The sequence below is a fragment of the Paractinoplanes hotanensis genome (genome assembly GCF_023717965.1).
Classification (GTDB): domain Bacteria; phylum Actinomycetota; class Actinomycetes; order Mycobacteriales; family Micromonosporaceae; genus Actinoplanes; species Actinoplanes polyasparticus.
Window position 1 is genome coordinate 1 of the sequence record NZ_JAMQOL010000090.1, and the last position, 26,310, is coordinate 26,310.

Below are 26,310 nucleotides of genomic sequence, written 5' to 3' on the forward strand. Positions count from 1 at the left end.
CGGGAGCCGGGCTTCCACGGGCCACCACCAGACGAAATCTGGACCGCGCCTCGCTCCCACCCCAACTACGAAACAGAACCTAGAGGGACTTGGGCTTGTAGGCCCAGTGCCAGTTCTCCCGGGGCACGTTCATCTCGAAGCCGTACTTCTCGCCGTTCTGCTTCATCCAGGCGAGCGCCTTGGAGTTGAGGTCGAGGTCGGTGGCCATGCCCCAGCCGTGCTCGCTGGTGCCGGGCTTGGCCGCCAGCCCGCCCTGGGAGTACAGACCCTTACGCCGTACGAGATCGACCTGCTCCGCGTACGGGCGGTAGGAGTCGGTGATGCCGATGTGCACGCCGTCCTTCTTGGCGTCGCCGATCATCTGGTTGAGCGACTGGGCGGCCGGCGCCCACAGTTTGTGCCGGGTGTTGCCGACCTGTTCCAGCGCGCTGGCCGGGATCCGCCCGTTGCCGTAGCCGGCGAGGTCGGTCGGGATGCCCTTGCTGTTCAACGAGTACGACTTGTTCGACGTGGAGGTCTGCGCGACGGCGTCCTCCAGCGCGTTGGCGAAGGTGCCGCCCTCCGCACCCGATGCCGGTTTCACCCCCTGCTGCTGAACGTTCCGTCCGGCCTGTTGCGTCTGCAGCGCGATCATGCGGCTCTGAATGTCCGCGATCCGCGAGCCCATTCTCTCGATCCCCACGAACTCCTGTTCGGCACCGGCCCGGAAACCTGAGGCCCTACGAGAGATTCACCGGCTCGCGGCGTTCGGCGCCCTCGAGGCGGTGGGCCAGGTCGAGCTCGACCTCCGAGGTCTGGTTGCGGCGGTTGGGCAGCATGTTGGTGACCAGCACGATCAGCGCGCCGATACCGGCGTAGAGGGCAAGCACGATCAGGTGCCGGTTGATCTCGGCCGCCGGGAAGTACAGGTTGTCGCGTACGGCCTGGACCCCGGCCCCGGTGGGCAGGTTCACGCCGAGGATCCGGCCGAAGTCGGGCAGGAACTCGGGCAGGATGCTGGCCCCGGAGATCACCGTGCCCAGCGTGAAGTACAGCGCGCCGACCACCGCCCCGGGCGAGCCGAAGATCGCCACCGCGCCGGCCGTGGACGCGGTGATGGCCAGCGAGATGAGCGAGAAGATGGCGAGCATCTCGCCGCGATCGGCCGTGACACCCACCCCGAACCAGCCCATCGACCACAGCACCACCGCGGCCGAGGCGACGGCGTAGACGATCAGCGTGCTGACGTGGGCGATGCCGCGGCGCCAGGAGCGGCGGGTGCGCGGGATGAGGCGCCCGAGGCCCATCGAGGCGACCGTGCCACCGAGCGCGAGGGCCTGCGTGAGGAAGCCGAGCGAGACGCCGTTGACGTCGTCGTCGGGCAGCGGCACGACGTCGGTGATCGGCGGCGGCGCGTTGAGAGCCTGCGCCCGGGCGACGGAGATGCGGTCGCCGCTGCGGGCCAGCTGAGCCAGGGTCGCTGCGGTCCGCTGCTGCACGACCGAGGTGAAGGTGGTGCGCAGCAGGTTCGCGGCGGGCGGGCCGGCAGCCGAGGCGACGTAGAGGTGGGGCCGGGCGCCGGTGATGTCGACACCGCCGTACACGTCCCGGCGTTTGATGGCGATCTCGAGGTCGTCGGCCGTGGCGTAGTCGGTGACCCGGAAGACGCCCCGCTCGGTGAGCAGGCTCGCCACCTCGGCGCGGCCGCCCGGCGGCGCCACCAGCCCGACCGGCACGTCGCGCGGCTGCGCCTTGTGCCCCATGCCGAGGTAATAGGCGGTCAGGCCGAGCTGGACGAGCACACCGATCACGCACACGGCCAGCGCGAACCGCCGGAACCGCAGCACCGACTCGGCTGGCTGTTGCTGTGTCACTCTTGCAGCTTTACGGACGAAAAGCATTCATGGGACCGTTTCGGTCTAACCGACCTTCTCGTCGATGAGGGTGAGAAGGGCCCGGGCCGCGGCGCTGGGCCGGCGCACAGCGGAGAAGGCCACCCCCAGCGGCCACTCCAGGTCGGCGTCGGCCACGCTCTTGATCACCAGGCCCGTACGGTCGTCGGGCACCACGAACGGCGGCAGGATGGCCACCCCGAGGCCCTCGCGGACGAAGCTGGCGCCGGTGGCGATGTCGGTGACCTCGATCGCCACGTGGCGCTGCACGCCGGCGTCGGTGAACGCCTTGTCGACGACCGTCCGGTTGCCGTAGCCGGAGGGAAAGTCGACGAACGGCTCCCCGCCCAGGTCAGCCATCCGCACCTCGTCCGCGCCGGCCAGCCGGTGGCCCGCGGGCAGCACCAGTTCGAGCCGGCGGCTGCCCAGCGGCCGCACCCGGATGCCGGCCGGCGGCCGCCCCGGGGCCGAGACGAAGGTCAGGTCGAGCGTGCCGTCGGCCAGCCAGTCGAGCAGGCCGACCGAGCCCCGCGGCGAGACGTGCAGCCGCAGGCCGACATTCGGGTGCTCGCGGTGGAACGCGCCGAGCAGGGCCGGCACGTCGATGAGGCCGACCGAGATGAGCGTGCCGATGCGGACCGTGCCGCGCAGGCCGCCGCGCACCTCGTCGACGGCGTCCCGGGCGTCGCGAACGGCGTCGAGCGCGGCCCGGGCCCGGGGCAGCAGCGCCTCGCCGGCGTCGGTCAGCTCGACCCGCTTGGAGGTGCGGTCGAGCAGCCGGGCGCCGAGCTCGCGCTCCATCGCCTTGATCACGGCGGAGACGCCGGACTGCACGACGTGCAGGCGGGCCGCGGCCCGGGTGAAGTTGCGTTCCTCGGCGACGGCGACGAAGTACTCGAAGTGGCGGAGCTCCAGCATGAATCGTGATTGTAGTCAGCATCAATCATCGTTGGTGTTGATGCTCGGTCGGCGCAGTCTCATGCCATGACCGTCTTGACCCAGCACCGCCCCGCTCCGGTCGCGAGCGACTCGCCACGGCACGGCCGGGGGTTCTGGCTGATCGCCGCCGTCTATCTCGTCGCGCTCGCCTTCTCGACGGCGCCGACCCCGCTCTACCCGATCTACCAGCGCGTGGACGGCTTCTCCGGGTTCACCGTCACGGTCGTCTTCGCGGTCTACGCGATCGGCGTGATCATCAGCCTGCTGCTCGCCGGGCACGTCTCGGACTGGACCGGGCGGCGGCGGGTGCTCCTGGTCGCGCTCGGGCTGGAGATCCTCGCGGGCGTGGTGTTCCTCACCTGGACGGCGCTGCCCGGCTTGATCGTCGCCCGGCTCCTCACCGGCCTGGGCGTCGGCCTGCTCGCCGCCACCGCCACGGCGTACCTGCTCGAACTGCACCGGGCACACCGTCCCGAGGCAACCGGCACCCGCTTCGAGGTCGTGTCGTCGGCCGCCAACCTGGGCGGTCTCGGCGCGGGCACCCTCGTCGCCGGCGCCCTGGCCCAGTTCGTCGCCTCTCCCCTGCGTACGCCGTACGTCGTCTTTCTGATCCTGCTGACCCTCAGCGTCGTCGCCGTGGCCGTCGCGCCCGAGACAGTGACCGCGCCGGCCACCCGGCCGAAGTACCGGCCGCAGGGCGTGAAGATCGCCGGAAACCGCCGGACCGTGGTGGTCGCCACCACCTCCGCCTTCGCCGCGTTCGCCGTGTTCGGCCTGTTCACCTCGCTCGCGCCCAGCTTCGTGGCCGGCACGCTGCACCACCCGAGCCGCCTGCTGGCCGGCGTCACCGTCTTCGTCGTGTTCGGCGCGGGCGCCGCCAGCCAGGCCGTCAGCGGCCGGCTGGCCCCGCGCACCCGGTTCGTCAGCGGCCTCGCCGCGCAGGCTGCGGGCCTGGTCACGCTCGCGACCGGCATGCAGGCGGCATCGCTCCCGCTCTTCCTGATCGGCGGCGCGGTCGCCGGCGCGGGCGCGGGCATCCTGTTCAAGTCGGCGGTCGGCACGATCGCCGCCGGCGCCCCCGCCCACCAGCGCGGCGAGAGCCTGGCCGGGCTCTTCCTGATCGCCTACCTGGGTCTGGTCGGCCCGGTGCTCGGAATGGGCCTGGCCGGCCAGCACGTGGCCGCGACGACCTCGATGCTGTGGTTCACCGGGCTGCTGCTGACCCTGCTCGGCACCGTCTTCACCGTGGATCGTTGGGGCACAAACTAATCGCTACGCTGGGGAGGTGGCCGATGACCCCCTCGAACTCGAGCGCCAGGTGTGCTTCGCCCTGTCGGTAGCTTCGCGCAGCGTGGTGGCCCTCTACCGCCCGCTGCTCGAGCCGATGGGCCTGACCCACCCGCAATACCTGGTGATGCTCGCTCTCTGGCAGCACGCGCCGCTGTCGGTGCGCGATCTCAGCCGGCTGCTCCAGCTCGATCCGGGCACCCTCTCGCCACTGCTCAAGAGGCTCGACACCATCGGGTACGTCGACCGGCAGCGCGACCCGGCCGACGAGCGCAGCCTCGCCGTCACCCTCACCGCCCGGGGCCGGGCGCTGCGGGCCGAGGCCGAAAAGATCCCGCCCGCGATCGTCGCCCGATTGGGTATGCCAATCGACGAGCTGGAGTCGTTGCACGCGGCACTCACACGGGTGATTGCGGCGGCCCACTGATGGATCCCCGAAAACCCGATCCGGCGGATGAATTGTTTCACACGAATCTTCACTGGCCGATTTACGCAATGCCAGTCCGAAAGGCGCACGAACCCTTGATTGACCTTGACCAAGAATCAGCAGCTAGGCAGGCACGAAGACGGCCATGGATGCCGGGAACGTCCGTCGATCATGGACAGATGTGAGCCTCCGTGCGTTGACGTGCAAGTTGCACGACTCATAGTGTCGAGCCTGTGACTCCGAGTGTCGGACGACCTCGGGCGCGCGACAGCTCTGTCAAACCGGCCCAGGAGAACGTTCCATGAGTGTCACGATCGGCATCAACGGATTCGGGCGTATCGGCCGCAGCCTGGCGCGCATAGTTGCCGCATCGCCCGATCCCGGCATATCCATTGCCGCCGTAAACGACCTTGCCTCGACCGAGAAAATGGCCTACGGGCTGCGCCGGGACAGCATTCGCGGCGCATTTCCCGGCACCGTCGCGGCCCGCGCCGATCATTTGGTCGTAAACGACCATGCCATCCGCGCGTTCCACCATGAACGGCCCGAACGCATTCCGTGGGCCGACGCCGGTGTGGACGTCGTCATCGAGGCCACCGGCCGCTTCCGGGCCGGCACGCTGGCCCGCACCCACATCACCCACGGCGGCGCCCGCAAGGTGGTGATCAGCGCCTCGGCCGACGATCCGGACGCGTTCCTGGTCTTCGGGGCCAACCACACCACGTACGACCCGGCGCAGCACGACGTCGTCTCCCCCGGCTCGTGCGGCGTGAACGCCCTCACCGTGATGGCCAAGGTGCTGCTCGACCGCTTCGGGCTGCAAGGCGTGAACACGTCGGTGATGCTGGCCACCCAGGGCTGGCAGAAGGCGCAGGACTCGGTGGTCGACACCTCCCGCGAGGACCCGCGCCTGGGCCGCGCCACCGGCGAGAGCATCATCCCGCACAACTACGTGGTCGGTGACCTGGTGCGGGTGGTGCTGCCCGAGATCGGCGAGATGCGCTACAGCTACTACTGCGTGCCCACCCCGATCGGCTCGCTGGCCGAACTCTCCGGCACGACCGGCCGCCCGGTCAGCGTCGAGGAGGTCAACCGGGCCATGGCCGAGGCCGCCGCCGGTCCGCTGCGGCGCGTCCTGGCCTACGACCCCGACCCCACGGTCTCGATCGACGTCAAGAACAACCCGGCGTCGTGCCTGTTCGACCCGTCCGGCACCCAGACCACGGCCGACGGCGGGGTCAAGGTGCGCGGCTGGTTCGACAACGAGTGGGGCTTCTCCAACCGATTACTCGACCTCGCGCGTCTGGTGGGTGAGCGCACCCCGGTGACGTCGCGGCACATGAGCTGGAGCATCGCCTAGGGCACATCAGACGTGCCCTAGAGTCGGAGGCGATGATTATCACGACCGATGACGTACGGGCGGCAGCGCAGCGTCTCGAGGGCCGGGTGCGCCGCACGCCGGTGATCCAGGCGGCCGACAACCTCTGGTTCAAGCTCGAGCAGACGCAGCACGCCGGCTCGTTCAAGACCCGCGGCATGGTCAACCAGATCCTCGCCGCCCCCTCGGTGCCCCCGGCGGGCATCGTCGCCGCCTCGGGCGGCAACGCTGGGCTCGCCGCCGCCTACGCGGCCCGCGAGCTGGGCATCACCGCCGAGATCTACGTCCCCACGACGGCCCCGGCGGTGAAGGTGGCCAAGCTGGGCAAGCTGGGCGCCCGGGTCGTCCAGGTGGGCGACGAGTACGCCGAGGCCTACGCGGCCGCGGTGGTCGCCGCGCGATCGTCCGGGGCTCTCTTCTGTCACGCCTACGACGACCCGTCCATGGTCGCCGGCAACGGGACGCTGGGCCTGGAACTGCTCGACCAGATCCCCTCCGGCTTCGACACCGTGCTGGTCGCGGTGGGCGGCGGCGGTCTGATCGCCGGGGTGATCGCGGCCCTTCCCGGCGTACGCGTCGTGTCCGTCGAGCCGGTGACGTCGCAGGCCCTGCACGCGGCGCTGGCGGCGGGCGGTCCGGTCAACGTCCCGGTCTCGGGCGTGGCAGCCGACTCGCTCGGCGCCCGGCGGGTGGGCGAGATCGCGTACGACATGGCGGTTTTCGCTTCGACGCCCTCGGCGCTCGTCGAGGACCAGGCCATCGTGGACGCCCGCCGCCGCCTGTGGGACGACTACCGCCTGGCCGTCGAGCACGGCACCGCGGCGGCGTACGCGGCTCTGACGTCCGGCGCCTACCGGCCGGCTGAGGGCGAACGTGTTGTCGTGCTGATCTGCGGCGCCAACACCAACCCGGCCGACCTGGCATGAACATGAACCTCGGACCGGGCGAGTCCGAGGCCGGCCCCTGGCGCATCGAGCCGATCGAGGTCTTCGCCCGGTCGCTCCCACTCTCGGCATCGCCTGCCGTTCGCTGACCCCGTATCTGGACCTCGCCGTCTGGGTGCAGTCCGACTTCGACGAGGCGAGGGCCCGCGGCATCAGCCGCGACATCGCCCACGAGGCCCGGACCGAGGTGGTCAGCTCCAGGCCCAGCCCGGAAACTCCGTCCTGAACAGGCTCAGGCAGCGGACCCAACTCTGCTCACCGGTCCGGGCCGGCGGCACGATAGTGACCGGCAGCTCGAGCTCGCGAACGCCGTCGATCTCTTCAATCGTGCGATTCACTCCAGCAGTCTCCCCCAGCTCCCAGGCCTTCGTCGAAGCGCTGTGAGCAGGTGGGCGACGGACGAGTCGGCCGGTACGCCGGATTCTGTCCCGGCGGCCCGAGGGCCGCCATGGGCGGTCATCCATCTCGGCCGGCCGTTGCCGGCTCGGCTCTTGCGGCCTACCCGCAAGCTCGGGCGAGCAGCCCTCGAACGCTTGCGCCGGCCACAACCTTGCGGCCGTGGCCTTACTTGGCCTTGCTCCGGGTGGGGTTTACCTAGCCACCCCGGTCGCCCGGGGTGCTGGTGAGCTCTTACCTCACCGTTTCACCCTTACCGGCCCTTGCGGGCCGGCGGTCTGTTCTCTGTGGCACTGTCCCGCGGGTCACCCCGGGTTGCCGTTAACAACCACCCTGCTCTGCGGAGTCCGGACGTTCCTCGGCGACGCCCCGGAGGGCGCCGACGCGACCGCCTGGCCGACTCGTCCGTCGCCCCGACAGTCTACGGGGCCGTAGATTCGACCTCACCATGGATCTCGCACACGTCCTCCTGCTGGTGGTGGCCGGCCTCGCCGCCGGCAGTATGAACGCGATCGCCGGCGGCGGCTCGCTGATCACCTTCCCGAGCCTGATCGCAACCGGGCTGCCCTCGGTGGCGGCCAACGTCACCAATTCGATCTCCGTCTTCCCCGGGTACGTGTCGAGCGTGGCCGGCAGCCGGGCCGACCTCGGCGGGCAGCGCGGCCGCCTCACCGCGATCCTGCCCACCTCTGTGCTGGGCTCCGCCGGCGGATGCGCCCTGCTGTTGCTCACACCGGCCCGCGCGTTCGAGGTGATCGTGCCGTTCCTCGTGCTGGGCGCGGCCGCCACGCTCGCCTTCCAGGAGCGGCTGCGCGGGCTGGTCGGCCACCCGCGACACATGTCGCCGCGGCGCGCCGCCGTCTGGTTGCAGGCCGTCGTTTTCGTCGGGGCGATTTACGGCGGCTACTTCGGCGCGGCGCTCGGCGTCATGTATGTGGCCGCCCTCGCGCTGATTCTCGACGAGCCGCTCAACCGCATCAACGCCCTCAAGAACGTGCTGTCGGCGGCCGTCGGCCTGGTCACGTTGCTCATCTTCGCGGTCTTCGCCCCGGTCAACTGGGTCGCCGTGCTGATCCTCGCGCCCGCCACCGTTGTCGGCGGCTACGCGGGGGCGCGGCTGGCCCGCCGCCTGCCGTCACACGTGCTCCGGGCCGTCATCGTCATCTTCGGCACGGCCATCGGCCTGCTGCTTCTCTACCGCGCCTTCGTGTGACGGGCCTGACTACGCTGCCCCGCATGACCGACCTGCTCTTCATCATCGGCCGCCGGCCGTCGGGCAAGATGACCGTCGGCCAGGCCATCGCGGCGCGCACCGGCTACCGCGTCTTCCACAATCATCTGACGATCGAGCCGGTGCTGCGCTTCTTCGACTTCGGCACGCCGCCCTTCCACCGGCTGGTCGAGAGCTTCCGTACGGCCGTACTCGAAGAAGTTGCCGGCAGCGACCTGCCCGGGCTGGTTTTCACGTACGTCTGGGCCTTCGACCACCCCGGCGACGCGCAGGCGGTGGCCGGCTACGCCGAACCCTTCCGACGACGCGGCGCCCAGGTCCGCTACCTCGAGCTGGAGGCGACCCAGACCGCTCGCCTGGCCCGCAACACGGGCGCCGACCGCCTGGCCGAGAAGCCCTCGGAGCGCGAACTCGACCGCTCCCGCGAGCTGCTGCTGAAGGCCGACCAGGACTACACGCTGAACTCCACCACCGAGCTCGACGGCCGCGCCGACCATCTACGCGTCGACAACATCACCCTGACCCCGGACGAGGTAGCCGACCTCACGATCAGGCACTTCCAGCTGAGAGCTTCGTGAGGAAGCGGAAGAAGTGGGGATCGAACCGGCCCGGATCGGCGTCGGCCAGCTCGGCCCGCGACCACCACCGCACCTGGTGGAACTCGCCTTCGTCGACCACGAGGGCCTGCTCCCGGTCGCACGGCAGCAAGTACCAGAGGCTCACGTCGGTGTGCCCCGAGTCCATCCCGACCGTGCGGGTCACGGTCAGGAACACGGGCTCGCGGGACACCCCGGATCCGTCGAGCCCGAGCTCCTCCGCGATCTCCCGCTGAGCGGTCAGCCGCGGATCCTCGTCCGGTTCGACGTGCCCGCCCGGCGGCAGCCACAGCCCCGCGTTCACGTGATCAACCAGCAGGATCGCCCCGTCGCGGGCATCAACCGGCACCACGTACGACACCAGGTGCTGATCCGGGGTGGCCGGCTTGACCCGCCGGAAGACGTCCTCGGTCCGCCCGAGCCACTCCAACGTCTGCTCACGGTGCGCGGCCTCGACGTCATCCCCCGGCTCGAGCCCGGCCACAAGGGCGCGCACAACAGTCCGCGCTCCCAGCCAACGAGCAGCCGCCGCGAACGTGTCCGATGGCGTGCTGTTGAACGCGATCGCCGCTCCGGTCGCATGCCGGTGCACAAGGTTGATCACAAGTTCGAACAGCCGCTCCTCGCCATTGCGAATGCCCCCGCCGACGACCACCACGTCCCAGGTACGCCGTACGAGCGCGGCAGCCACCACAGCCCCGACGTCGTCGCTGCCGTCGAGCCCCACCAGGCAGCTCTCGACGCCCACCCCAGCCTCGGCGAACCGCGCCATCCCGGCCTCGATCCGCTCGGCCATCGGCGCGGGATCCCACGGCCCCGGCACCCGGTACGGATCGAGCCCGATCACCAGCACGCGAGGATCAGTCATGCACCGAAACTAGCGGTCGCGCGAACCGCCGGCAGACACGAACCCGCCGGAAGTTCCCGCGCGCCCACTGCTCGTCGGCCATCCGCCCGTGCAGGAAGCTGCGGTCAGAAGCCTGGGGCGTGGTGGCGGCGGCTGTCGGCGACCTCGCGGTCGATGTCGGCCTGGTCGCGGTCGGCGCGACGACCGCTGTCGCGCAGTGTGGTCTCGGTTCTGTCGAGCCGGGCCCGCGACCGGTCGAGCGCCTCCCGCGCCCGCTCCATCGCTTCCAGGCTCGCGTGCAGGTGTTCCTCGGGCCCGACCCGCATCTGCCGGCTCCACCGGTCCAGGGCCTCCTCGCGGGCGTCGAGAAGCTGCTCGCGGCGGTCGGCTGCCGCCTCGCGGGCGTCCGCGATGCGTTCCCGCTCGTCGGCGATCTGTTCGCGGCGCTCGGCCAGACGGTCGCGTTCGTCCGCCGTACGCTGCCGCTCGTCGGCCCGCAGCACACGGTCCGCGAGGGCGGCTTCGCTGTCCGGGCTGCGCGCTCCGTCCTCAACCTGCTCCATTCCCGCACACTACGACAGGTCACGGCACGGAACCGGAATCGGTGGCGCGCCTTCGGCACGGGTCAGCCTTTGAGGCCGGTGTGGGCCAGGCCCTCGATGAACTGGCGCTGGGCCAGCACGAAGACGATGAGGACGGGAATGGCGGTCATCGAGGCGGCCGACAGCTGCACGTTCCAGAGTTGGCCCTGGTAGGCGTCGGTGAACTGGGTCAAAGCCTGGGGCAGCGTGTATTTGGTGCGGGACGAGATGTACACGACCGGTTCCAGGTAGAGATTCCAGCTGTGCAGGAACGTGAAGATGGCTACCGCGCCCAGGGCGGGGCGGGCCAGGGGCAGCGCGATTCTGCGGAAGATGGCGGGGCGGCCGAGGCCGTCCATGCGGGCGGCCTCCTCCAACTCGCCGGGCAGGGTGATGAAGAACTGCCGCATGATGAATGTGGCCAGGACGCTCGACGGGCCCAGCATCGGCACCAGGATCAGGGGCCAGTGGGTGTCGACCAGGCCGAGGCTGTTGAAGATGCGGAACAGCGGGACGATCGTCACTTCGCTGGGGATGAGCAGGCCCGTGAGCACCAGCAGGAACAGCACGTTCTGGCCGCGGAAACGGATGCGGGCGAACGCGTAGCCGGCCATCGACGCCACCACCAGCGTGCCCAGGGTGACGACCACAGCGATGTACGCGCTGTTGAAGTACTGCTGGGCGAACGGCTGCATCGTGAAGACCTGGCGCCACGGTTCCAGGCTCCACGACGACGGCCACAGCGACGGCGAGAAGATCTCGGCGTTCGGCTTGAACGAGCTGGTGATCATCCACCAGGTGGGGAAGACGAACGGAACGCAGAGAACGAGCAGAGCCCCGTACAGGAAAAGCCTGGTTCTAATGCTCATGGAAGACCCACCTCTTGCGCATCTGCCATTGCAGAACGGTCAGGGCCAGGACGATGAGGAAGAGCACCACCGACAGTGTGGCGCCGTAGCCGAAGGCGTGGAATTGGAACGCCTGCTGATAGAGGTAATAGACGAGGACCGTGGTCGACGTGCCGGGGCCGCCCTGGGTGAGCACGCTGATCTGCGCGAAGACCTGCAGGGAGCCGACCACCGTGATGATCGACGTGAGCAGGATCGTGGGGCTGATCAGCGGCAGGGTGATGCGGCGGAAAATGGTCCACGGGCCGGCGCCGTCGGTGCGGGCGGCCTCGTAGAGCTCCTGCGGCACGCCCTGCAACGCGGCCAGGAAGAGCACCATGTTGAGGCCCACGTTCTTGAAGACCTGCACGATGACGACCGACACCATCGCGGTGCCGCCGGAGCGCAGCCAGTTAGAGCCGTCGATGCCGACGGTTTCGAGCACGCCGTTGAGACCGCCGTTGTCCTGCAGCAGGAAGCCCCACACGATCGTCCAGGCGAGCAGCGAAACGACGACCGGCGAGAAGAACAGGACCCGGAAGAACGTGGTGCCGCGCAGTTTCTGATTGAGCAGCACGGCCAGCAGCAACGCCAGGGCCAGGTTCAGCACGACCAGGCCGATGGAGAAGAACGCGGTGGCCCGCAGCACGGCCGGGAAATTCGGATCGTCGGCCAGCTTGCGGTAGTTCTCCGCGCCCACGAAATTGAAGGTGTCGGCGAGCACGTTCCACTCGTGCAGGCTGTACCAGACGACGAGCACCAACGGCAGGAAGACGAAAGCCACGGCGCCCAGCAGGGCGGGTGTGATGAAGACGTATGCCGTCAACTGGTCACGTCGCCTGGTCGTCCAGAAAGAGGGAGCGGACCGGACCTCCGAAGAGGGCCGGTCCAGAACCACCGTCATTTGGCGAGCAGCGGGTTGATGGCCGTGCACACGCCCTTCAGCACGCCGGTGACGTCGGCGCCCGGCTTCCACAGCGGGTCGAGACCCGACCGTACGGCCTGATTGATCTCGGCGCTCCCGGCGTGACTCGGCTTCACCACGCCGTTCTCGATGCCGTCGATCACGACGTCCTGCAATTGCTCGGGCTTGAGCAGCGGGTTGGCCTTGGCCAGCGTGTCCGCGTTGAGTTGCGACTGCCGCGGCGGCGGGAAGAACTGGGCCAGCTTCTCGGAATTCGCGGGGCTCGTGAAGAACTTGACGAACTCCTGCGCCGCCGCCGCGTTCTTGCCCTTCTTCAGGACGCCGATCCCGCCCTGCCCGATCACGGCGTACGAACCCGACGGGCCGGCCGGCAGCGGCACGAGCTCCCAGGCGAACCCGTCCTCCTTCAGCAGCGACGCCCGCGAGATCTGCGCGATGGTCATGGCCGCCTCGCCGGCGAAGAAGTCCGCGGCCACGCCCGGGGCCGGCAGCGCCTTGTCGGTGAAGATCGCCTTGTGCAGGAACGTCATCGCGTCGACCATCGGCGGCTGGTCGAAGCCGCACGTCTTGCCGTCGGCGCTCCAGGCCTCGGCGTCCCAGCCGCGGAAGACCGTGGCGAGGTTCGTCCAGTCCTTGTAGTCGAAGTCGCGGACGACCAGGCCCTGCTTGCCGGTCTTGGCCGCGGTCGCCGCGGCCACCTTCGTCGCGTTCTCCCACGTCCATTTGTCGCCGGTCGGCAGCGTCTGCCCGGCCTTCTTCAGCAGATCGGTGTTGACGAAGACGCCGAACGGCGAGGTCGAGAACGGGTAGCCCATCAGCTTGCCGTCCTGCTTCCACAACGCGGTGGCGGTGGGCGCGAGATCGGCGGCGTCCTCGATGCTGTCGTCGAGCGGGGTCAACGCGCCGGACGCCACGAAGTCGGGCGCCGCGCCCTCGAGGATCCAGGCGATGTCGGGCGCGTTGCCGCCGGCGATCTGGGTCGTCACGGTGGTCGTGTAGTTCTCGAACGGCAGCGCGTCGAACTTCACCGAGACGTCGGGGTGGGTCGCCTTGTACTCGGCGGCGATCGCGTCGAACAGCTTGACGTGGTCCGGGTTGGCCGACCAGGTCGTCATCCGCAGGGTGACCGGGCCGCCCGACTCCGCATCGCCTCCCCCGCACGCGGTCAGGGCGCCGAGCAGGGCGACGGTGGCGGCTATGGAAACGGCTTTTCTCATATCGGAGGTTCCTCTCTCAGTAACCGCTGACGTCGGGCCAACGCAGCTCGACACCGTCGGCGCTCAGGTGGTGCTGGAACTCGGTGAGCAGATCGGGGGTGTTGCGCACGGCCCGGGGCGACACCGACCGGTCGAGGCAGAAGGCGGCCAGCGCGCCGGCCGCCTCGCCCGTGTTCCACTCGACGGGGTGCAGCCGGTACGAGCCGTTGGTGATGTGGGTGGTGCCGATGTTCTTGCCGGCGGGCAGCAGGTTCTCGACGCGCTGCGGGATCAACGCCCCGAGCGGGATCTCGAACGGGCACGACGCGACGTCGATGTAGTTGTCGCCGCCGGTCGACGGGTGCAGGTCGATGCGGTACATGCCGACGCCGACCGAGTCGCGGTACTGCACGGCGCCCTTGTCACCGCGGACGACCAGCGACAGGTCCTGCTCGACGACGGTGTACTCGGCTCGCAGCCGTCGGCCTTCCCGCACGTACGGGGCCATCGCGAGCCCGTCCGGGCCGCCGGTCACATCGCCACGCAGTCGCAGCCCGGGCCAGCCGGCGCCGCCGTCGGGGCGGGGCGCCTCGGTCTGCAGCCAGTAGAGCACCGAGTGGGACAGCTCCCGCGCGGCGCGCTCGACCGTGGCCGGGTCGGGCCCGTCGACGTACGGCTCCTCGAAGTAGTCGATCATCGGCCAGTTCACCAGGCAGATGTCGCTCGGGTAGAAGCCGTCGGTGAAGTTGCGCCGGGCCGCGATGCGCCGGAACGTCCACAGGTTGCCGTCGCCGGGGTTGACCCGCTGGTCGGCCTCGACGAGCCAGGGGTCGTCATCCGGGTTGGGGGTGAAGGAGCGGGTCGAAATCTCCAGCGTACGGGGGTTGGGTGTCTGCCAGGACAGCATGCGCGCGCCCCAGAACGGCGGCTGGTAGTCGCGCCAGAACCCGTACGCGTCGGGTTTGTCGATCGTGTGGTCGCCGTCGACATGGTCGATCGCGAAGCAGACCGACAGCGCCTGCATGTTGGCCGGGTTCCCGGTGGCGGGCGCGCTCGGCTCGCCGGTCTCGGCGCTCGACTCGGCTCCGGTCACATACTCGGTGCCGGTCATCGGCAGCAGCGCGCCGGTTTCCGTGGCGTCCAGGATGTACGGGCCGGTGAGCGCGAGCTCCTCACCCGCGTGCCGCACGATCACGCTGGTGACGCGGTCGCCGTCGGTCTCGGCCGACACCGGTACGGCGGGCTGCAGCACCGTGAGGCGGCCGGACCCCCGGTAAGGGCCGAGCATCTGCTCGATGACGGCCACGGCGACCCGCGGCTCCGAGCAGAGGCGGCTCACGTGGCCGGCGCCCGGGTTGAGGTCGCGGGTGCGGCGCGCACGGTCGGTGAGCGGGAAGTGCGACCGGTAGTAGTCACGGATCCCGTCCCGCAACGCCCGGTAGCTGCGGGTGACACCGAACTGTTCGACCCAGCTGTGCTCGTCGGGCGGGACGGCCTGGCTGGTCAGCTGGCCGCCGAGCCACGCGTACTCCTCGGTCAGCAGCACCGACCGCCCAGCGCGCAACGCCGCCAGGGCCGCGGCCACTCCGCCGAGGCCGCCACCGATCACGATCACGTCCGCATGCAGCTCACGCACGGGCCACCGCCAGAGTCGCGCCGGTCACGGGCTCGCACGGCAGCAGCCGTTGTGTCGCGCCGCCCGTTCCGTCGAGAATCGCCGACAGCACCTCGACCGCTTGCCAGCCCATCTCGCGGCGCGGAATCCGGTAGCCGGTGAAGTCGAGGTCCGTGCTGGCCGGCCGGGTCGGGTCACCTAGAGCCACAAAAGACAGATCTTCCGGTACGCGCAATCCCTGCCGCCCGGCCTCGGCCGCGAGCAGGGCGCCGTCCGCGAACTCCTCCACGAAGACGGCCGTGCAGCCCTGCGCCCGCAGCTCACCGAGGACACCGTCGGTGTAGCGCAGCCGGACGCCGGTGACCCCGGCCTCGGTCGCGGCGGTCGTGAAGCCCCGGTACCGGTCGGCGTGCGATTCCGGCCCGGCCCCCTCCCCCACGTACGCGATCCTGCGATGCCCCAGCTCGGCGGCCCGGCGCACCTGGGCCGCGGTGGCCGTCGGATAGTCGGCCCCGACGTACGGCACCGGCCCGCCCGCGTCGTCGCGGCGGCCCACGCTGACGAACGCCTGGCCCTCGGCGATCAACCGGGCCAGCTCCTGCGGGTCGAGCCAGCGCCCGAGCAGGATGCAACCGTCGGCCAGCCGCAGCCGGTTGTCCTGCGAGAAGATGCGCCGGCGGCCGTCGATCACCGGGGCGCTGGTGAACAGCAGCAGGTCGCAGCCGATGCTCTCGGCGCACTCCTCGATGCCGACCAGGAACGGGTGGTAGAAGTCGCCCAGCCCGGCCGGGAACACGGGCTCGTAGGTGAAGACGCCGAGGAAGCGGTTGCGCTGGGCGGCCAGACGGCGGGCGATCGGGTCGGCCACGTAGCCGGTGCGGCGGATCGCCTGCAGCACCCGTTCCCGGGTCTCCGGCGCGATGCGGACGGCGGCGTCGTCGCGCTCGTTGAGCACGATCGACACGGTCGTCTGGCTGACGCCGGTCATCCGGGCGATGTCCTGCTGCGTCACCCGCCTGTTGCTGGATGGCACGTCGGTGTCTCCTCTGTTACGCCGCTAATACGCATTAACAAACGTGAACCGATCGTGGGGCACCGGCTCGGCGGCCGTCAAGGAATCTCCAGCACTAATAGGTATTAGCACCTTGACCGCAGTTGTTAACAATGGCGAAACTTCGAGGCGTCGGCAGCGCTCCCCGGCGCTACCCACATCCCCGGCGTCGCCCGCCCTCGGCGGCGCCCCGCCATGGAGGTCGTTTCATGGATCGACGTTCTCTGCTCCGCGGCGCCGCCGTCGTCGGTGCGGCCGGAGTGACCGGTCTCGCCGTGCCCGGCGCCGCCCACGCCGCCGGACCGGCCGGCATGCCCACGTACAGGTACCTGCGGGACGCGCTCACCCTGCCGCTGCGCTACAACCCGACCGGGGAGTTCATCTTCCCGTGCATCCGCGGCGTCTACGACAAGATCAGCGGAGCCCGCGGCCGCTACTACCTCTACTACGCCCCGCACGAGAAGCCCGGCGGGATCTGTGTGGCCTGGGCCAACTCGCTCAACGGCCCGTTCACCGAGCACACCGGCAATCCGATCATCGACAACGTGCTGCCCGGCGGTGGCACCGTCTCGCACGTGTCGTCACCGCACGTCACCTGGAACGCGACCACCCGCCAGTTCCTCCTCTACTGGCACGGCGAGAACAAGACGACCCGCGTGGCCCGTTCGTCCGACGGCATCAACTTCCGCGACGAGACGCCCATTCTGAGCACCAGGCTCGTGCCGGGGCTGACCGAGACCTCGTACGCCCGGGTGTTCGCGCACAACGGCCGCTACGTGATGGTCTACATGGGCGTGCTGGCCGGGAAGCGGCGCATCTACCACGGCTGGTCGCCGAACGGCTGGGACCAGTGGCAATTCGCGCAGACGCCGCTGGTCAACCCGGAGCCCGACGGCCTGACCGACATCTCCGGCCCGTCGCTGGTGTTCCGCAACAACACCACGTACGTCGCCTACCACGGCAACGACGGCAGGATGCGCATCACCGAGGTCGGCAACGCCCTCGACCGCGAGAACCACCTGGGCGTCTTCTACTCCCCCGCGGCCACCGACAACGGCCGGGCGGCGGCCCCGTCGTTCGGCACGGACGGCGGCGTCGAGTACATGTTCTACGAGGCCGGCCCACGTCTGAACGCCCGCATCTGCATCGCCCGCGCAACCTGACCCCGGCCGGACAGCGCAAGAAAGGACGGCAGAACGAAGCGCTGGACAGAGTGCGGCCGGCGGCCCGATGGGGCGTCCAGGGCTCGGCGAAGCACGGTAACTTACCGCCTATGCAGCTTGATCAGCATCTCGTGGACGCGGCCGTCGATCAGATGAACCGGCGCTGGCCGGCCGACCAGTACGGTGGGGCGGCCGCCGTCTACCTCGAGGACGGTCAGATCCTGACCAGCGTCTGCCTCGACAACATCAACGCCGGCGTCACGCTGTGCCACGAGACCGGGGCGATCTGCCAGGCGTACACGCTCGACAAGCGGGTGACCGCTTCCGTGTGCGTCGGCCGGGAGGCGGGCAGCACCGAGATCTTCGTGCTGGCGCCGTGCGGCATCTGCCAGGAACGGCTCGCCCTGTGGGGTCCCGAGGTGCAGGTGGCCGTGGGGGATCCCGCGGGGTGGGCCGCGCGCACGCTGCTCGAGGTCAATCCGTACTACTGGGCGTCCCGCTTCGCCCAGGGAAGCGGCTGGCCGTCCGAAGCCGAGCACCTCGCCTGAGGGCGACGTCAGAACCGGTTGCCCGTGCGGGCTACGGTCGGTGCATGGCTTCCTCCTCTTACTCGCGCGCCGTCACCGTGGCCGCCATGCAGGCGGTGTTCAACAGCGCCTGGATCGCCGCCCGAGAGCTGTCACCCGCCAAGCGCAGGCTGGCCCGGGTGGGCGTCATCGCGATCGGCGCGGCCGGGTACGCCGGCGCCACGCCCGACACCCGACGGGCGATCCGCGAAGTCCGCGCGGAGGTGGAATCCCTGCGCGACAAGGAAGATGAACCGGAGTCCTCGCGCGACAGTGCCGAGGAGCCCCCGGCGACACCGGACTCCTCGTTCGACAAGCGCCGGGCCGTCGCGATCGTGGGCGCCCTCGGCCTCACGATCGCGGTCACGCTCGGCCGGCGCCGGCTCGAGAAGCGATGGCTGGCCCGCCTCGCCCGGGACGGCCACGCGCACCCCACCCGGGCGCTGGCGCTCCGCATGGCGCCGGTGGCGTTCGCAGCCGAGCTGGCCATCCAGATCATCGACATGCACACCCTCCCCGACAAGACGGATTGATTCCGACCGGGCCGCAGCTCGCGCTAACGCCGCAGCACCGAGGCGCCCAGGGTCATGATGACCATCAGGCCGACGATCACCCCGAACGACACCGTGAGCGACGACAGGTGCGCGATGCCGCCGATGATTCCGGGGGCGATCAAACCACTGCCGTACGCGATGCCGGCGACCCCGGCGATGCTGCGCCCCGGGTGTTCGCTGCTGCGGCCGGCCGCCGCGAAGACGAGCGGCACCACGACCGCGATGCCGACGCCGAGCAGCCCGAACCCGGCGATCACCAGCGCCACCGGCTCGAGCAGAACGATCATCAGCGCACCCACGGTGGCGCACACCCCGCTGATTCGGACCGTCGTGACCGGGCCGAGCCTGCGCACCACCCAGTCGCCGCCGAAGCGCGCCACGGCCATGCAGACCGAGAAGATGGAGACCGTGGCGGCGGCGGTCGCGGCGGGGCTGTTCAGCAGATCCCGCACGTAAACCGCCGCCCAGTCCAGGCTGGCGCCCTCGGCGAAGACCGCGCACAGGCCGATCAATCCGATCGGCAGCACCGCCTTCGACGGCAACGCGAACGCCGGCGGCTCCGCAAGCGACGGCTCGGGCCGATGCGGCACGATCCCGAGCGACGCCACGAGCACCACCACGGCCAGCACCACCACCGTGAAGGCGAAGTGCGCCGGCGCCCCGAGCCCTTCCCGCGCGGCGAACGCGGCGATCGCCGAACCCGCCAGCCCGCCCACGCTCCACCACCCGTGGAAGCTGGACATGACCGACCGTCCGTACCGCTCCTCGACCAGCACGGCATGCGCGTTCATCGCGACGTCGGCCAGCCCCGCCGTCGCCCCGTACACGATCAGCGTCAGACAGAGCAGCCACAGCGAAGCCGGCAACGCGGGCAACAGCAGTGCCCCCACCCAGCAGAGCATCAGCACCCGCACCAGGGACCGCAGATCGAACCGGTGCACGAGCCGCCCCGACAGCGGCATGGCCACCAGCGCCCCGACCCCGGGCATCAGCAGCGCGATCCCCAGCCCACCGGGACCGACGCCGACGTGATCCACGATCCACGGCACCCGGGCCGCGAACGTCCCCGTCACAGCTCCGTGAGCGGCGAAGATCGCCGATGTGGCCACCCGGGCCCGCCGCAGGCGCAAGAGTTCGGTGCTGATCATGTTCCGACCGTAGGCGAAACCTGATGGCAGGAAAGGTGGGGTCCACGTCATTGCTGTCGCGTCCGGCGCCCCACAAGCTGAGTTCGTGGCCGGCCGCGACGTATTGATCATCGTTTTCGAGGGCGTGCAGAGCCTCGATGTGACAGGTCCGCTGGAAGTGTTCGCCGGCGCCGGGGCCTACCGGATCACCACGGCCAGCCCCGGCGGGACACCCGTGCGTACGTCCAGCGGCCTGGCCCTGCTGCCCGACCTCGATCTGTCCACGGCGTCCCGGCCGGACACAGTGGTCGTACCCGGTGGTGAGGGCACCCGCAGCAACGACCCCGCCGTGGTGGACTGGTTGCGGCAGCACGCGTCGCGAGCGCGGCGGGTGGCCTCGGTGTGCAGCGGGGCTTTCCTGCTGGCCGAGGCGGGGCTGCTCGCCGGGCGACGGGCCACCACTCATTGGCGGGTGTGCGACAGCCTGGCCCGGCGGTACCCGGACGTCGAGGTCGACCCGGAGCCGATCTTCGTGCGGGACGGGCCGATCGCCACCTCGGCCGGCGTCACTGCCGGCATCGACCTGGCGCTGGCTCTGGTCGAGGAGGATCTCGGCCGCGAGATCGCGTCGGAGATCGCCCGGCACCTGGTCATGTTCCTGCGCCGGCCGGGCAATCAGGCGCAGTTCAGCGCCCAGTTGTCGGCGCAGCTCGCGGTGCGGCCGGGGTTGCGCGAGGTGCAGCAGTGGATCGCCGACAACCCGCACGCGGACCTCAGCGTGCCGGCCCTGGCCGAACGGGCGAGCCTGTCGCCGCGCCAGTTCGCGCGAGCCTTCGCCGGTGAGGTCGGCCAGACACCGGGCCGCTACGTCGACAACGTCCGGCTGGAGGCAGCGCGCCGCCTGCTGCACGACGGCGACGACGGGCTGGAGCGCATCGCCGCCCGCTGCGGATACGGCACGGCCGAGACGATGCGCCGCGCGTTCGTTCGAGCCTTGGGCGTCGCACCCGGCGAATACCGGCGCCGATTCTGACCCGACATGGAGGTTCCCATGCAGATTGCCGTCCTGCTCTTCGACCGGTTCACTGCCCTGGACGCGGTCGGCCCGTACGAGGTCCTCGCCCACCTGCCCGGAGCACACCTCGTGTTCGTCGGCGAACGACCCGGACCGGTGCGCACCGAGGTCGGCAGCCTGGCCCTGACCGCCGACGCCGCCCTGTCCGAGGTGGACAACCCCGACGTGGTGGTGGTCCCCGGCGGGCCCGGGCAACGCCACCACATGGGCGAAGGCCCGATCCGCGACTGGCTGCGCGCCGTGGACATCACCAGCACCTGGACCGCCTCGGTCTGCACCGGCTCACTCCTGCTCGCCGCCGCCGGACTGCTCACCGGCCGGCGCGCCACCACCCACTGGCTGGCCCATGACCAACTCGCCCCGCTCGGAACCGTGCCGGTAGCGCAGCGGGTGGTGACCGACGGCAAATACATCACCGCCTCCGGGGTGTCCGCCGGCATCGACATGGCCTTCACGCTGGCCGGCCGCATCGCCGGAGACGCGGTCGCCCAGGCCATCCAGCTCGCCCACGAGTACGACCCGCAGCCGCCCTACCAGGCCGGCTCACCCGAACGGGCCCCCCGCGAGGTGCTCGCCGCGGTGCGCAGCCGCAAGGATTTCATCCTGTCCCGCGGCTGACGAGGAGCCAGCAACGGACCGCCGGCCGCGGGGCCTCATCGTCACGCTTTGCCCGGCTGCTCCTCGCCCGCAGGCGGCTGAGGTCCGTCCTGCGATGAAATCGCGGTCGACACGAGGGCGGGCGACACCGGCTCGATCGTCACCTCCTCGTTGGTACGGAGTCTCGGCGGAGCCTGCATCCAGGGCTTGAGATTCTGGATCACCTGCTCGTAGAAGTCGTCGACGGCGGACAGCACCGACTCGATGAAGGAACCGCGCCCCGTGCCCCGTTTGGTGCCGGCGGACGAGTTGGCGGCCACCCGGAACACCCGCAGTTCCTTGGCCGCATCGCCGACCAGAAGTGCTGGATTCTCGCGCACCGCGCGCAGCAACTCGGTATTTCCGGGCCCGCGTGTATAGGCGGCGAAAGACTCCAGCCGTACGGTTTCCGGCGCATGCTTCAGCTGCCGCACCAACCAGTTCACGCGGGTTGTCGGCCGCCCATCCCGTGGCGCGTCCACGTCGACATGACAGGTGATCTTCGCCGCGCGGACATCGGCGGTGATGAACAGGGTTCCGACCGCGCCCGGAATGCGCAGTCCGGCGGTCATCGCCCCGGTAGCGACCAACTGGGTGACCAGAGCCTGGGTCCGGGTCGCCGGTTCGGCCAGGTCTTTCCGGCTGAGCGCGGGCACGATTTCGGTGCCCAGCCGCCGCCCGAGTTTCAGTCCCGCGAATCGTACGAGCGCGTCGAAGCGGCCCGCCACATCGGCCGCCGCGACGTCAGTGGCGCGAACCGTGCCCGCCCCGACCGAATCCCGCAGCGAGACCCAGTTGGCGCCCATGTCGCTGAACTCGAGAGCCCCGGATTTCGGATGCTCGAGATAGCGGATCAGCTCGCCCAGGACCCAGGCCTGATCCGGATCGGCGACACCGCGGTACTCCTTCTGCATCACCGCGGCGGTTAGCACCTCCGACCAGGGAAGGTGATGTAAGGCCACCTTCCTGAGCTTCCGCTTGTCGACGGCGGTGGGGTGTTGCCCGGGTACCGGTGGGATCTGGTTGGAGATCGTGATGAGAGCGTCGAAATTCTGCTCGCGGGCGATATCCAGATATCGTTCGAGCTGTTCGGCCTGAAGCTCGTTGCCGCCTGTCTTGACCTCAACGAGCGCCGTCCACTCGCGTTGGCCCCGGAAGACCCGGATCAGCCCGTCCGGGAAGTACTTCCCGTCGCCCAGTTTGAAGGGCACTTCGATGTACGTCTGCACGGTGCCGGCCGGGGCGCCGAACGGTTGGGTCAACGCGCGGCCGAACTCCCGCACCGCGGACATGACCGCCAGTAGAGCCGACGTGGCCCGCCGTTCCTGCTCGTCAGCGCCATTGATTCCCGACGTGGGAATGAGCCGGGCAGCGAGCCAAGTGTCTTCACTCATCAGTCACCCCTTGTAATGCAATGTTTACGCAGGCTACGCCGAGTGATGACTCGCATTCGGGCCGATCAGAGCAACGATCAGTCACGAGAAGATGCCCGTCCGACCGACTGCGGCGAGCAGCCACTAAGGACGTTGGATTCTTCGCGTGGCAATTGATCTCGGTGCGGGAAAGGATCGTCGATGCCGTTACGGAGGCGTAAGCGGTGGCGCACGCGGTCGCCGCCGGGGCGACGCTTGCCGGTTTCCAGCCCCAGGACACCGTACGGGTCATGATCGACCCGGCTGGGCATCCGTTCTGCCTCTATCTGGACGAGTCAGACGAAGGTGAACAGGCGGACGCCGGAGAGGAACGGGTCGGGGTCGCGGGTGAGCCGGTGCGTTCCGACACGGAAACGGGCGTCGTCGGGCGTGGTGAAGCCGATTTCGGTGAAACCGTTCTCGGCGAAGACGTTCCGCACCGGCGAATCGCCGGCCCGGGTCCAGATGACGGTGCCGCCGGGCGCCAGCAGGCTGGGCAGGGCCGCGATGGTCCGGCGCGTGTCCTCGTACGAGATGTTGCCGAAGACGCCGCACGCGAGCACGACCTCGGCGGGGGCAATCGCGGCGTACGGCGTAGTTGTCCCCGCATCTCCGGTGATCACAGTGACGCCCTCGCCGGCTGACGCGCGCGCCCTCGAGGCGAGCACCGGATCCCATTCGACCAGGACGGCCCTGGAGCCGGCTGGCAGCAGCGGTAACACGTCGCGGCCGTCGCCGGCGCACATGCTGATCACGCGGCGGGGCCGGGCGAGCAGTGGCCGCAGGTAGCCCTGGACCACCTCGAGCCGACGGGCCAGGGATGAGCCGGGAATCTCGTACTCCTCATGCCACTGCTGCCAGTCACGGGTCACGAGCGACATTCAACAACAAGCGAAGACGCCGCGCCCCTTGGCGACTAGGGGCGCGGCGTCTTCTGTGACCCGGGAGCGGGTCAGGTCGAGGACGGGCGGTCCACCACCGTCGCGGCGGCCACGTCCTTGTCGATGCGCGGGTCGCCCTCGTCGGCGAAGTAGTCGTCCAGCTCGGTGCCGTCGACCCCGTCGGGGGTCTTGGTGGCTCGCAGGACCAGCGTGACGATCGCCGCCACCAGCAGGTTCACCAGAACAGTGACGAAGCCGACGTAGATCGTGCGCTGGGTGTCGAACCCGAAATCGGACAGCGGGAACGCCGACCCGCCGAAGTGGGCCTTGCCGCTCGCCGGGTTCGGGATCTGCCACAGCATCCACATCGACAGGCCCATGCCGATCACCCAGCCCGCGATCAGCCCGCCGCGGTGCAGCCAGCGGGTGAACAGGCCGATCGCCACGGCCGGGGCGGTCTGCAGGATGATGATGCCGCCGATCAGCTGCAGGTCGATCGAGAACTGCGGGTCGAGGAAGACGATGCAGGCCACCGCGCCGACCTTGACGACCAGCGAGGTGATCTTCGAGACGCGCGCCTCCTGGGCGCTCGTCGCGTCCTTGCGCAGGTATTCCTTGTAGATGTTGCGGGTGAACAGGTTGGCCGCGGCGATCGACATGATCGCGGCCGGGACCAGCGCGCCGATCCCGATCGCGGCAAAGGCGACGCCGGCGAACCAGGCCGGGAACTGCATGTCGAACAGCAGCGGCACGACCGTGTTGCTGTCCACTTTGCCGGTTGCCGGGTCGGCCAGCGGTTTGACGCCGGACGCGATGGCGGCGTAGCCGAGCAACGCGAGCAGGCCGAGCAGGAAGCTGTAGGCCGGCAGGGCCGACATGTTCCGCTTGATCACGTTGCGGTTCTTGCTGGCCAGCACGCCGGTGATGCTGTGCGGGTAGAGGAACAGGGCGAGCGCCGAGCCGAGCGCCAGCGTGATGTATTGCAGCTGGTTGTTGGCATTCAGCGTGATGCCGTCGTTGGGGTTGGGCGAGGCGGTGAATTTCGCCTCGGCCGCCTCGAAGATGCTACCCCAGCCGCCCAGCTTGTAGGGCAGGTAGATGACCGCCACCAGGATCACGATGTAGATCAGCGTGTCCTTGACGAAGGCGATCAGGGCGGGCGCCCGCAGGCCCGACTGATACGTGTACGCCGCGAGGATCGCGAACGCGATGATGATCGGCGCGTGCCGGGCCAGCAGGCTCTCGCCGGTCACGCCCATCGTCTTGAGCACCGCTTCGATGCCGATCAGCTGCAGGGCGATGTACGGCATGGTCGCGACGATGCCGGTGATGGCGACGAGCAGGGCCATCGTGGGCGAGCCGAACCGGGTGCGCACGAAGTCCGCGGGGGTCACGAAGCCGTGCCGGTGCGACACCGACCAGAGCCGGATCAGGATCAGGAAGAACAGCGGATAGATGATGATCGTGTACGGCACGGCGAAGAACCCGGCCGCGCCGGCGCCGAAGATCAGGGCCGGTACGGCGACGAACGTGTACGCCGTGTAGAGGTCGCCGCCGACCAGGAACCAGGTGATCCACCCGCCGAAGCTGCGGCCGCCCAGCCCCCACTCGTCGAGGTGTTCCATGTCCTTCGGGGCCCGCCACCGCGCGGCGACGAAACCCATGCCGCTGACCAGCAGGAACAGCAGCGTGAAGACGACGATCTCGGTCACGTGATCGCGCATGCCGTCACTTCCTCGTCATGCGGAAGACGATCGTCGTGGTGACCACGCCGACGAGGATGAACGAGAACTGGAGCCAGTAGAACGCGGGGAAGCCCCACAACCGGGGCGAGTCGTGGTTGAACAGTGGGGTCAGAACCGGCAGCACGATGGGGATCAGGAGCAGCCAGTTCCACGGGCTGCGATCGCTGCGGGCTGCGGGCACCGCTTTCGGCGTATCGGGATCCGCCATCAGCCGTACCTCCTGGTAACTGTGGAGACGGTCACAGTCACGCTAACGAGACGACGTTGTTACAGGCGATCACCCTGCGCCGAGCGGCAGGCCGGGTGCGCCGAACGGCGTACGCCGATGTCGGTGCTCTCCGGAGCTACCTCAGAAAGCGAGGCGAGCACGCGATTCGGCTTCGTATTTGCGCAGCTCACCGAGGGCGACGACAGCGATCTCACGAGCGCTCTGGAAGTATCGGGCATGCGTCCGCCGCAGATCGTCCTGCGACGCCGCGCCAAGGACCACGACCTCGATATCCGCGTTGTCGGCGAACTCATCCTCCGCGTCGAACCGCGCGGTCATCGCATCGTCGGCGAGAGCGAAATCGGTGAACCGGACGATCGAACCCAGACGACGATCGAAGACCACAAGGTAATGGTTCACCGGATACCTCCTCGCTCGACGTACGCTCCCAACTCCTGCAATGTGTCCCGGAGCGTAGCCTGCTGTAGCTTCAGCCGCGACCGCTGCGCAGCCACCAAGTCTTCAACGAAGGCGTCGCACTTGCGCATCCGTCCGCGAACGAAGTCTGCATCAGGAGCGGCGACCTTCGGCACGGTTCGGCGCACAAGTCGTCCGATGTGACGCCGGCCGGCGAATCTCTCACGAAGCTGGGAGTTCAGAATGATCAAGAACTCGCCGCGCCACATCCCGGTGACTGAGCTGATCTCAGCAAGATCCGGTTAGGTATTTGTATTCGAAATGGGTGAGGTGCAGCGCGGCGGTGACGATGTCG

The 26,310-nt window shown here is 69.5% G+C and carries 28 protein-coding genes, 1 other RNA gene and 1 pseudogene; 12 read left to right on the plus strand and 18 right to left on the minus strand.

The annotated features are described in order from the left end of the window. Window positions 1-79: 79 nt before the first annotated feature. Genes LXN57_RS46415 through LXN57_RS46425 form a run of 3 tightly spaced genes read right to left on the minus strand, consistent with a single transcriptional unit; the run spans window position 80 to window position 2,789 of the window. A complete protein-coding gene (locus tag LXN57_RS46415) occupies window positions 80-682 on the minus strand; it encodes a M15 family metallopeptidase (RefSeq protein WP_251804722.1) in 603 nt (200 codons plus the stop codon). Window positions 683-719: 37 nt separating this feature from the next. Continuing rightward, window positions 720-1,853 (minus strand): ABC transporter permease, encoded by a 1,134-nt coding sequence (locus tag LXN57_RS46420; protein WP_251804723.1) that lies wholly within the window; start codon window positions 1,851-1,853, stop codon window positions 720-722. Window positions 1,854-1,898: 45 nt separating this feature from the next. Next, window positions 1,899-2,789, minus strand: a complete 891-nt coding sequence (locus LXN57_RS46425; RefSeq protein WP_251804724.1) for a LysR family transcriptional regulator — start codon at window positions 2,787-2,789, stop codon at window positions 1,899-1,901. A 66-nt stretch (window positions 2,790-2,855) separates the two neighbouring features. Here LXN57_RS46425 and LXN57_RS46430 point away from each other — a divergent pair, with 66 nt between their 5' ends. From LXN57_RS46430 to LXN57_RS46445, 4 genes are all read left to right on the plus strand, one after another. After that, on the plus strand, window positions 2,856-4,079 hold the full coding sequence (locus LXN57_RS46430; RefSeq protein ID WP_251804725.1) for an MFS transporter: 1,224 nt from the start codon (window positions 2,856-2,858) through the stop codon (window positions 4,077-4,079). A 16-nt stretch (window positions 4,080-4,095) separates the two neighbouring features. Beyond that, on the plus strand, window positions 4,096-4,524 hold the full coding sequence (locus tag LXN57_RS46435; protein WP_251804726.1) for a MarR family winged helix-turn-helix transcriptional regulator: 429 nt from the start codon (window positions 4,096-4,098) through the stop codon (window positions 4,522-4,524). Window positions 4,525-4,825: 301 nt separating this feature from the next. Further along, window positions 4,826-5,884: a type I glyceraldehyde-3-phosphate dehydrogenase gene (locus LXN57_RS46440; protein ID WP_251804727.1), complete on the plus strand. Its 1,059-nt coding sequence runs from the start codon at window positions 4,826-4,828 to the stop codon at window positions 5,882-5,884. Window positions 5,885-5,919: 35 nt separating this feature from the next. Beyond that, a complete protein-coding gene (locus LXN57_RS46445) occupies window positions 5,920-6,828 on the plus strand; it encodes a threonine/serine dehydratase (RefSeq protein WP_251804748.1) in 909 nt (302 codons plus the stop codon). Between the two features lie 209 nt (window positions 6,829-7,037). Here LXN57_RS46445 and LXN57_RS46450 read toward each other — a convergent pair whose 3' ends face one another. After that, window positions 7,038-7,184, minus strand: a complete 147-nt coding sequence (locus LXN57_RS46450) for a hypothetical protein (protein ID WP_251804728.1) — start codon at window positions 7,182-7,184, stop codon at window positions 7,038-7,040. Window positions 7,185-7,242: 58 nt separating this feature from the next. Continuing rightward, an RNA gene (gene rnpB / locus LXN57_RS46455) (RNase P RNA component class A) lies at window positions 7,243-7,646 on the minus strand. Between the two features lie 44 nt (window positions 7,647-7,690). Between rnpB and LXN57_RS46460 the strand changes: the two genes are divergently transcribed. Together LXN57_RS46460 and LXN57_RS46465 are read left to right on the plus strand one after the other, a co-directional pair. Continuing rightward, window positions 7,691-8,455 carry a sulfite exporter TauE/SafE family protein gene (locus tag LXN57_RS46460; RefSeq protein WP_251804729.1) on the plus strand — a complete coding sequence of 255 codons (765 nt, stop codon included), beginning with the start codon at window positions 7,691-7,693 and terminating at the stop codon, window positions 8,453-8,455. A 23-nt stretch (window positions 8,456-8,478) separates the two neighbouring features. Continuing rightward, window positions 8,479-9,051: a DEAD/DEAH box helicase family protein gene (locus LXN57_RS46465; RefSeq protein ID WP_251804730.1), complete on the plus strand. Its 573-nt coding sequence runs from the start codon at window positions 8,479-8,481 to the stop codon at window positions 9,049-9,051. Here LXN57_RS46465 and LXN57_RS46470 read toward each other — a convergent pair. The 7 genes from LXN57_RS46470 to LXN57_RS46500 form a co-directional block, all read right to left on the minus strand. Next, window positions 9,023-9,937, minus strand: a complete 915-nt coding sequence (locus tag LXN57_RS46470) for an NUDIX hydrolase (protein ID WP_251804731.1) — start codon at window positions 9,935-9,937, stop codon at window positions 9,023-9,025. The genes LXN57_RS46465 and LXN57_RS46470 overlap by 29 nt on opposite strands. Before the next feature lie 104 nt (window positions 9,938-10,041). Continuing rightward, window positions 10,042-10,479, minus strand: coding sequence for a hypothetical protein (locus LXN57_RS46475; protein WP_251804732.1), 438 nt, complete (start codon window positions 10,477-10,479; stop codon window positions 10,042-10,044). 62 nt (window positions 10,480-10,541) lie between these two features. Beyond that, window positions 10,542-11,366 carry a carbohydrate ABC transporter permease gene (locus LXN57_RS46480; protein WP_251804733.1) on the minus strand — a complete coding sequence of 275 codons (825 nt, stop codon included), beginning with the start codon at window positions 11,364-11,366 and terminating at the stop codon, window positions 10,542-10,544. After that, window positions 11,356-12,210, minus strand: a complete 855-nt coding sequence (locus LXN57_RS46485; protein ID WP_251804734.1) for a carbohydrate ABC transporter permease — start codon at window positions 12,208-12,210, stop codon at window positions 11,356-11,358. Before LXN57_RS46485 ends, LXN57_RS46480 begins: the two co-directional genes overlap by 11 nt. A 74-nt stretch (window positions 12,211-12,284) precedes the next feature. Then, window positions 12,285-13,526, minus strand: coding sequence for an ABC transporter substrate-binding protein (locus tag LXN57_RS46490; RefSeq protein WP_251804735.1), 1,242 nt, complete (start codon window positions 13,524-13,526; stop codon window positions 12,285-12,287). A gap of 16 nt (window positions 13,527-13,542) precedes the next feature. Then, window positions 13,543-15,141: an FAD-dependent oxidoreductase gene (locus LXN57_RS46495; RefSeq protein ID WP_251804736.1), complete on the minus strand. Its 1,599-nt coding sequence runs from the start codon at window positions 15,139-15,141 to the stop codon at window positions 13,543-13,545. Further along, a complete protein-coding gene (locus LXN57_RS46500; RefSeq protein ID WP_251804737.1) occupies window positions 15,134-16,153 on the minus strand; it encodes a LacI family DNA-binding transcriptional regulator in 1,020 nt (339 codons plus the stop codon). The genes LXN57_RS46495 and LXN57_RS46500 overlap by 8 nt, the downstream gene beginning before the upstream one ends. A gap of 227 nt (window positions 16,154-16,380) precedes the next feature. On the opposite strand from LXN57_RS46500, the gene LXN57_RS46505 reads away from it, so the two are divergent. The 3 genes from LXN57_RS46505 to LXN57_RS46515 all read left to right on the plus strand — a co-directional run bounded on the left by LXN57_RS46505 (window position 16,381) and on the right by LXN57_RS46515 (window position 18,433). Beyond that, window positions 16,381-17,334, plus strand: a complete 954-nt coding sequence (locus LXN57_RS46505; protein ID WP_251804738.1) for a twin-arginine translocation signal domain-containing protein — start codon at window positions 16,381-16,383, stop codon at window positions 17,332-17,334. Window positions 17,335-17,444: 110 nt separating this feature from the next. Next, window positions 17,445-17,882, plus strand: coding sequence for a cytidine deaminase (locus LXN57_RS46510; RefSeq protein WP_251804739.1), 438 nt, complete (start codon window positions 17,445-17,447; stop codon window positions 17,880-17,882). Window positions 17,883-17,926: 44 nt separating this feature from the next. Then, the gene (locus LXN57_RS46515; RefSeq protein ID WP_251804740.1) at window positions 17,927-18,433 is read left to right on the plus strand and encodes a hypothetical protein; all 507 of its coding nucleotides are present in this window, start codon (window positions 17,927-17,929) and stop codon (window positions 18,431-18,433) included. Between the two features lie 23 nt (window positions 18,434-18,456). Here the strand turns inward: LXN57_RS46515 and LXN57_RS46520 are convergent, their stop codons facing one another. Beyond that, window positions 18,457-19,602, minus strand: coding sequence for an MFS transporter (locus LXN57_RS46520; RefSeq protein ID WP_251804741.1), 1,146 nt, complete (start codon window positions 19,600-19,602; stop codon window positions 18,457-18,459). Window positions 19,603-19,687: 85 nt separating this feature from the next. Between LXN57_RS46520 and LXN57_RS46525 the strand changes: the two genes are divergently transcribed. Both LXN57_RS46525 and LXN57_RS46530 read left to right on the plus strand, forming a co-directional pair. After that, complete coding sequence (locus LXN57_RS46525; protein WP_251804742.1) at window positions 19,688-20,614, plus strand: GlxA family transcriptional regulator; 927 nt, start codon at window positions 19,688-19,690, stop codon at window positions 20,612-20,614. An 18-nt stretch (window positions 20,615-20,632) separates the two neighbouring features. Continuing rightward, on the plus strand, window positions 20,633-21,274 hold the full coding sequence (locus LXN57_RS46530) for a DJ-1/PfpI family protein (RefSeq protein WP_251804743.1): 642 nt from the start codon (window positions 20,633-20,635) through the stop codon (window positions 21,272-21,274). A 41-nt stretch (window positions 21,275-21,315) separates the two neighbouring features. Here LXN57_RS46530 and LXN57_RS46535 read toward each other — a convergent pair whose 3' ends face one another. After that, window positions 21,316-22,584, minus strand: coding sequence for a stress response protein (locus LXN57_RS46535; RefSeq protein ID WP_251804744.1), 1,269 nt, complete (start codon window positions 22,582-22,584; stop codon window positions 21,316-21,318). Window positions 22,585-22,886: 302 nt separating this feature from the next. Here LXN57_RS46535 and LXN57_RS46540 point away from each other — a divergent pair. Beyond that, window positions 22,887-22,994, plus strand: a pseudogene (locus tag LXN57_RS46540) (VOC family protein); the annotation flags it as partial. 6 nt (window positions 22,995-23,000) lie between these two features. On the opposite strand, the gene LXN57_RS46545 reads toward LXN57_RS46540, so the two are convergent. The 4 genes from LXN57_RS46545 to LXN57_RS46560 all read right to left on the minus strand — a co-directional run bounded on the left by LXN57_RS46545 (window position 23,001) and on the right by LXN57_RS46560 (window position 25,943). Continuing rightward, window positions 23,001-23,576: a class I SAM-dependent methyltransferase gene (locus LXN57_RS46545; protein ID WP_251804745.1), complete on the minus strand. Its 576-nt coding sequence runs from the start codon at window positions 23,574-23,576 to the stop codon at window positions 23,001-23,003. Window positions 23,577-23,656: 80 nt separating this feature from the next. Continuing rightward, a complete protein-coding gene (gene mctP, locus LXN57_RS46550) occupies window positions 23,657-25,309 on the minus strand; it encodes a monocarboxylate uptake permease MctP (protein WP_251804746.1) in 1,653 nt (550 codons plus the stop codon). 4 nt (window positions 25,310-25,313) lie between these two features. Further along, window positions 25,314-25,538, minus strand: coding sequence for a DUF3311 domain-containing protein (locus LXN57_RS46555; RefSeq protein ID WP_221376336.1), 225 nt, complete (start codon window positions 25,536-25,538; stop codon window positions 25,314-25,316). Window positions 25,539-25,679: 141 nt separating this feature from the next. After that, the gene (locus LXN57_RS46560; RefSeq protein ID WP_251804747.1) at window positions 25,680-25,943 is read right to left on the minus strand and encodes a hypothetical protein; all 264 of its coding nucleotides are present in this window, start codon (window positions 25,941-25,943) and stop codon (window positions 25,680-25,682) included. Window positions 25,944-26,310: the final 367 nt, after the last annotated feature.

What these genes read in the sequence shown, in the direction of transcription:
- LXN57_RS46460 (WP_251804729.1), top strand. Translation starts at nt 7,691, where the DNA reads ATGGATCTCGCACACGTCCTCCTGCTGGTGGTGGCCGGCCTCGCCGCC.
- LXN57_RS46530 (WP_251804743.1), top strand. Translation starts at nt 20,633, where the DNA reads ATGCAGATTGCCGTCCTGCTCTTCGACCGGTTCACTGCCCTGGACGCG.
- LXN57_RS46470 (WP_251804731.1), bottom strand. Translation starts at nt 9,937, where the DNA reads ATGACTGATCCTCGCGTGCTGGTGATCGGGCTCGATCCGTACCGGGTG.
- LXN57_RS46425 (WP_251804724.1), bottom strand. Translation starts at nt 2,789, where the DNA reads ATGCTGGAGCTCCGCCACTTCGAGTACTTCGTCGCCGTCGCCGAGGAA.
- LXN57_RS46505 (WP_251804738.1), top strand. Translation starts at nt 16,381, where the DNA reads ATGGATCGACGTTCTCTGCTCCGCGGCGCCGCCGTCGTCGGTGCGGCC.
- LXN57_RS46480 (WP_251804733.1), bottom strand. Translation starts at nt 11,366, where the DNA reads ATGAGCATTAGAACCAGGCTTTTCCTGTACGGGGCTCTGCTCGTTCTC.
- LXN57_RS46490 (WP_251804735.1), bottom strand. Translation starts at nt 13,526, where the DNA reads ATGAGAAAAGCCGTTTCCATAGCCGCCACCGTCGCCCTGCTCGGCGCC.
- LXN57_RS46510 (WP_251804739.1), top strand. Translation starts at nt 17,445, where the DNA reads ATGCAGCTTGATCAGCATCTCGTGGACGCGGCCGTCGATCAGATGAAC.
- LXN57_RS46520 (WP_251804741.1), bottom strand. Translation starts at nt 19,602, where the DNA reads ATGATCAGCACCGAACTCTTGCGCCTGCGGCGGGCCCGGGTGGCCACA.
- LXN57_RS46430 (WP_251804725.1), top strand. Translation starts at nt 2,856, where the DNA reads ATGACCGTCTTGACCCAGCACCGCCCCGCTCCGGTCGCGAGCGACTCG.
- mctP (WP_251804746.1), bottom strand. Translation starts at nt 25,309, where the DNA reads ATGCGCGATCACGTGACCGAGATCGTCGTCTTCACGCTGCTGTTCCTG.
- LXN57_RS46555 (WP_221376336.1), bottom strand. Translation starts at nt 25,538, where the DNA reads ATGGCGGATCCCGATACGCCGAAAGCGGTGCCCGCAGCCCGCAGCGAT.
- LXN57_RS46475 (WP_251804732.1), bottom strand. Translation starts at nt 10,479, where the DNA reads ATGGAGCAGGTTGAGGACGGAGCGCGCAGCCCGGACAGCGAAGCCGCC.
- LXN57_RS46465 (WP_251804730.1), top strand. Translation starts at nt 8,479, where the DNA reads ATGACCGACCTGCTCTTCATCATCGGCCGCCGGCCGTCGGGCAAGATG.
- LXN57_RS46440 (WP_251804727.1), top strand. Translation starts at nt 4,826, where the DNA reads ATGAGTGTCACGATCGGCATCAACGGATTCGGGCGTATCGGCCGCAGC.
- LXN57_RS46535 (WP_251804744.1), bottom strand. Translation starts at nt 22,584, where the DNA reads ATGTCCGCGGTGCGGGAGTTCGGCCGCGCGTTGACCCAACCGTTCGGC.
- LXN57_RS46515 (WP_251804740.1), top strand. Translation starts at nt 17,927, where the DNA reads ATGGCTTCCTCCTCTTACTCGCGCGCCGTCACCGTGGCCGCCATGCAG.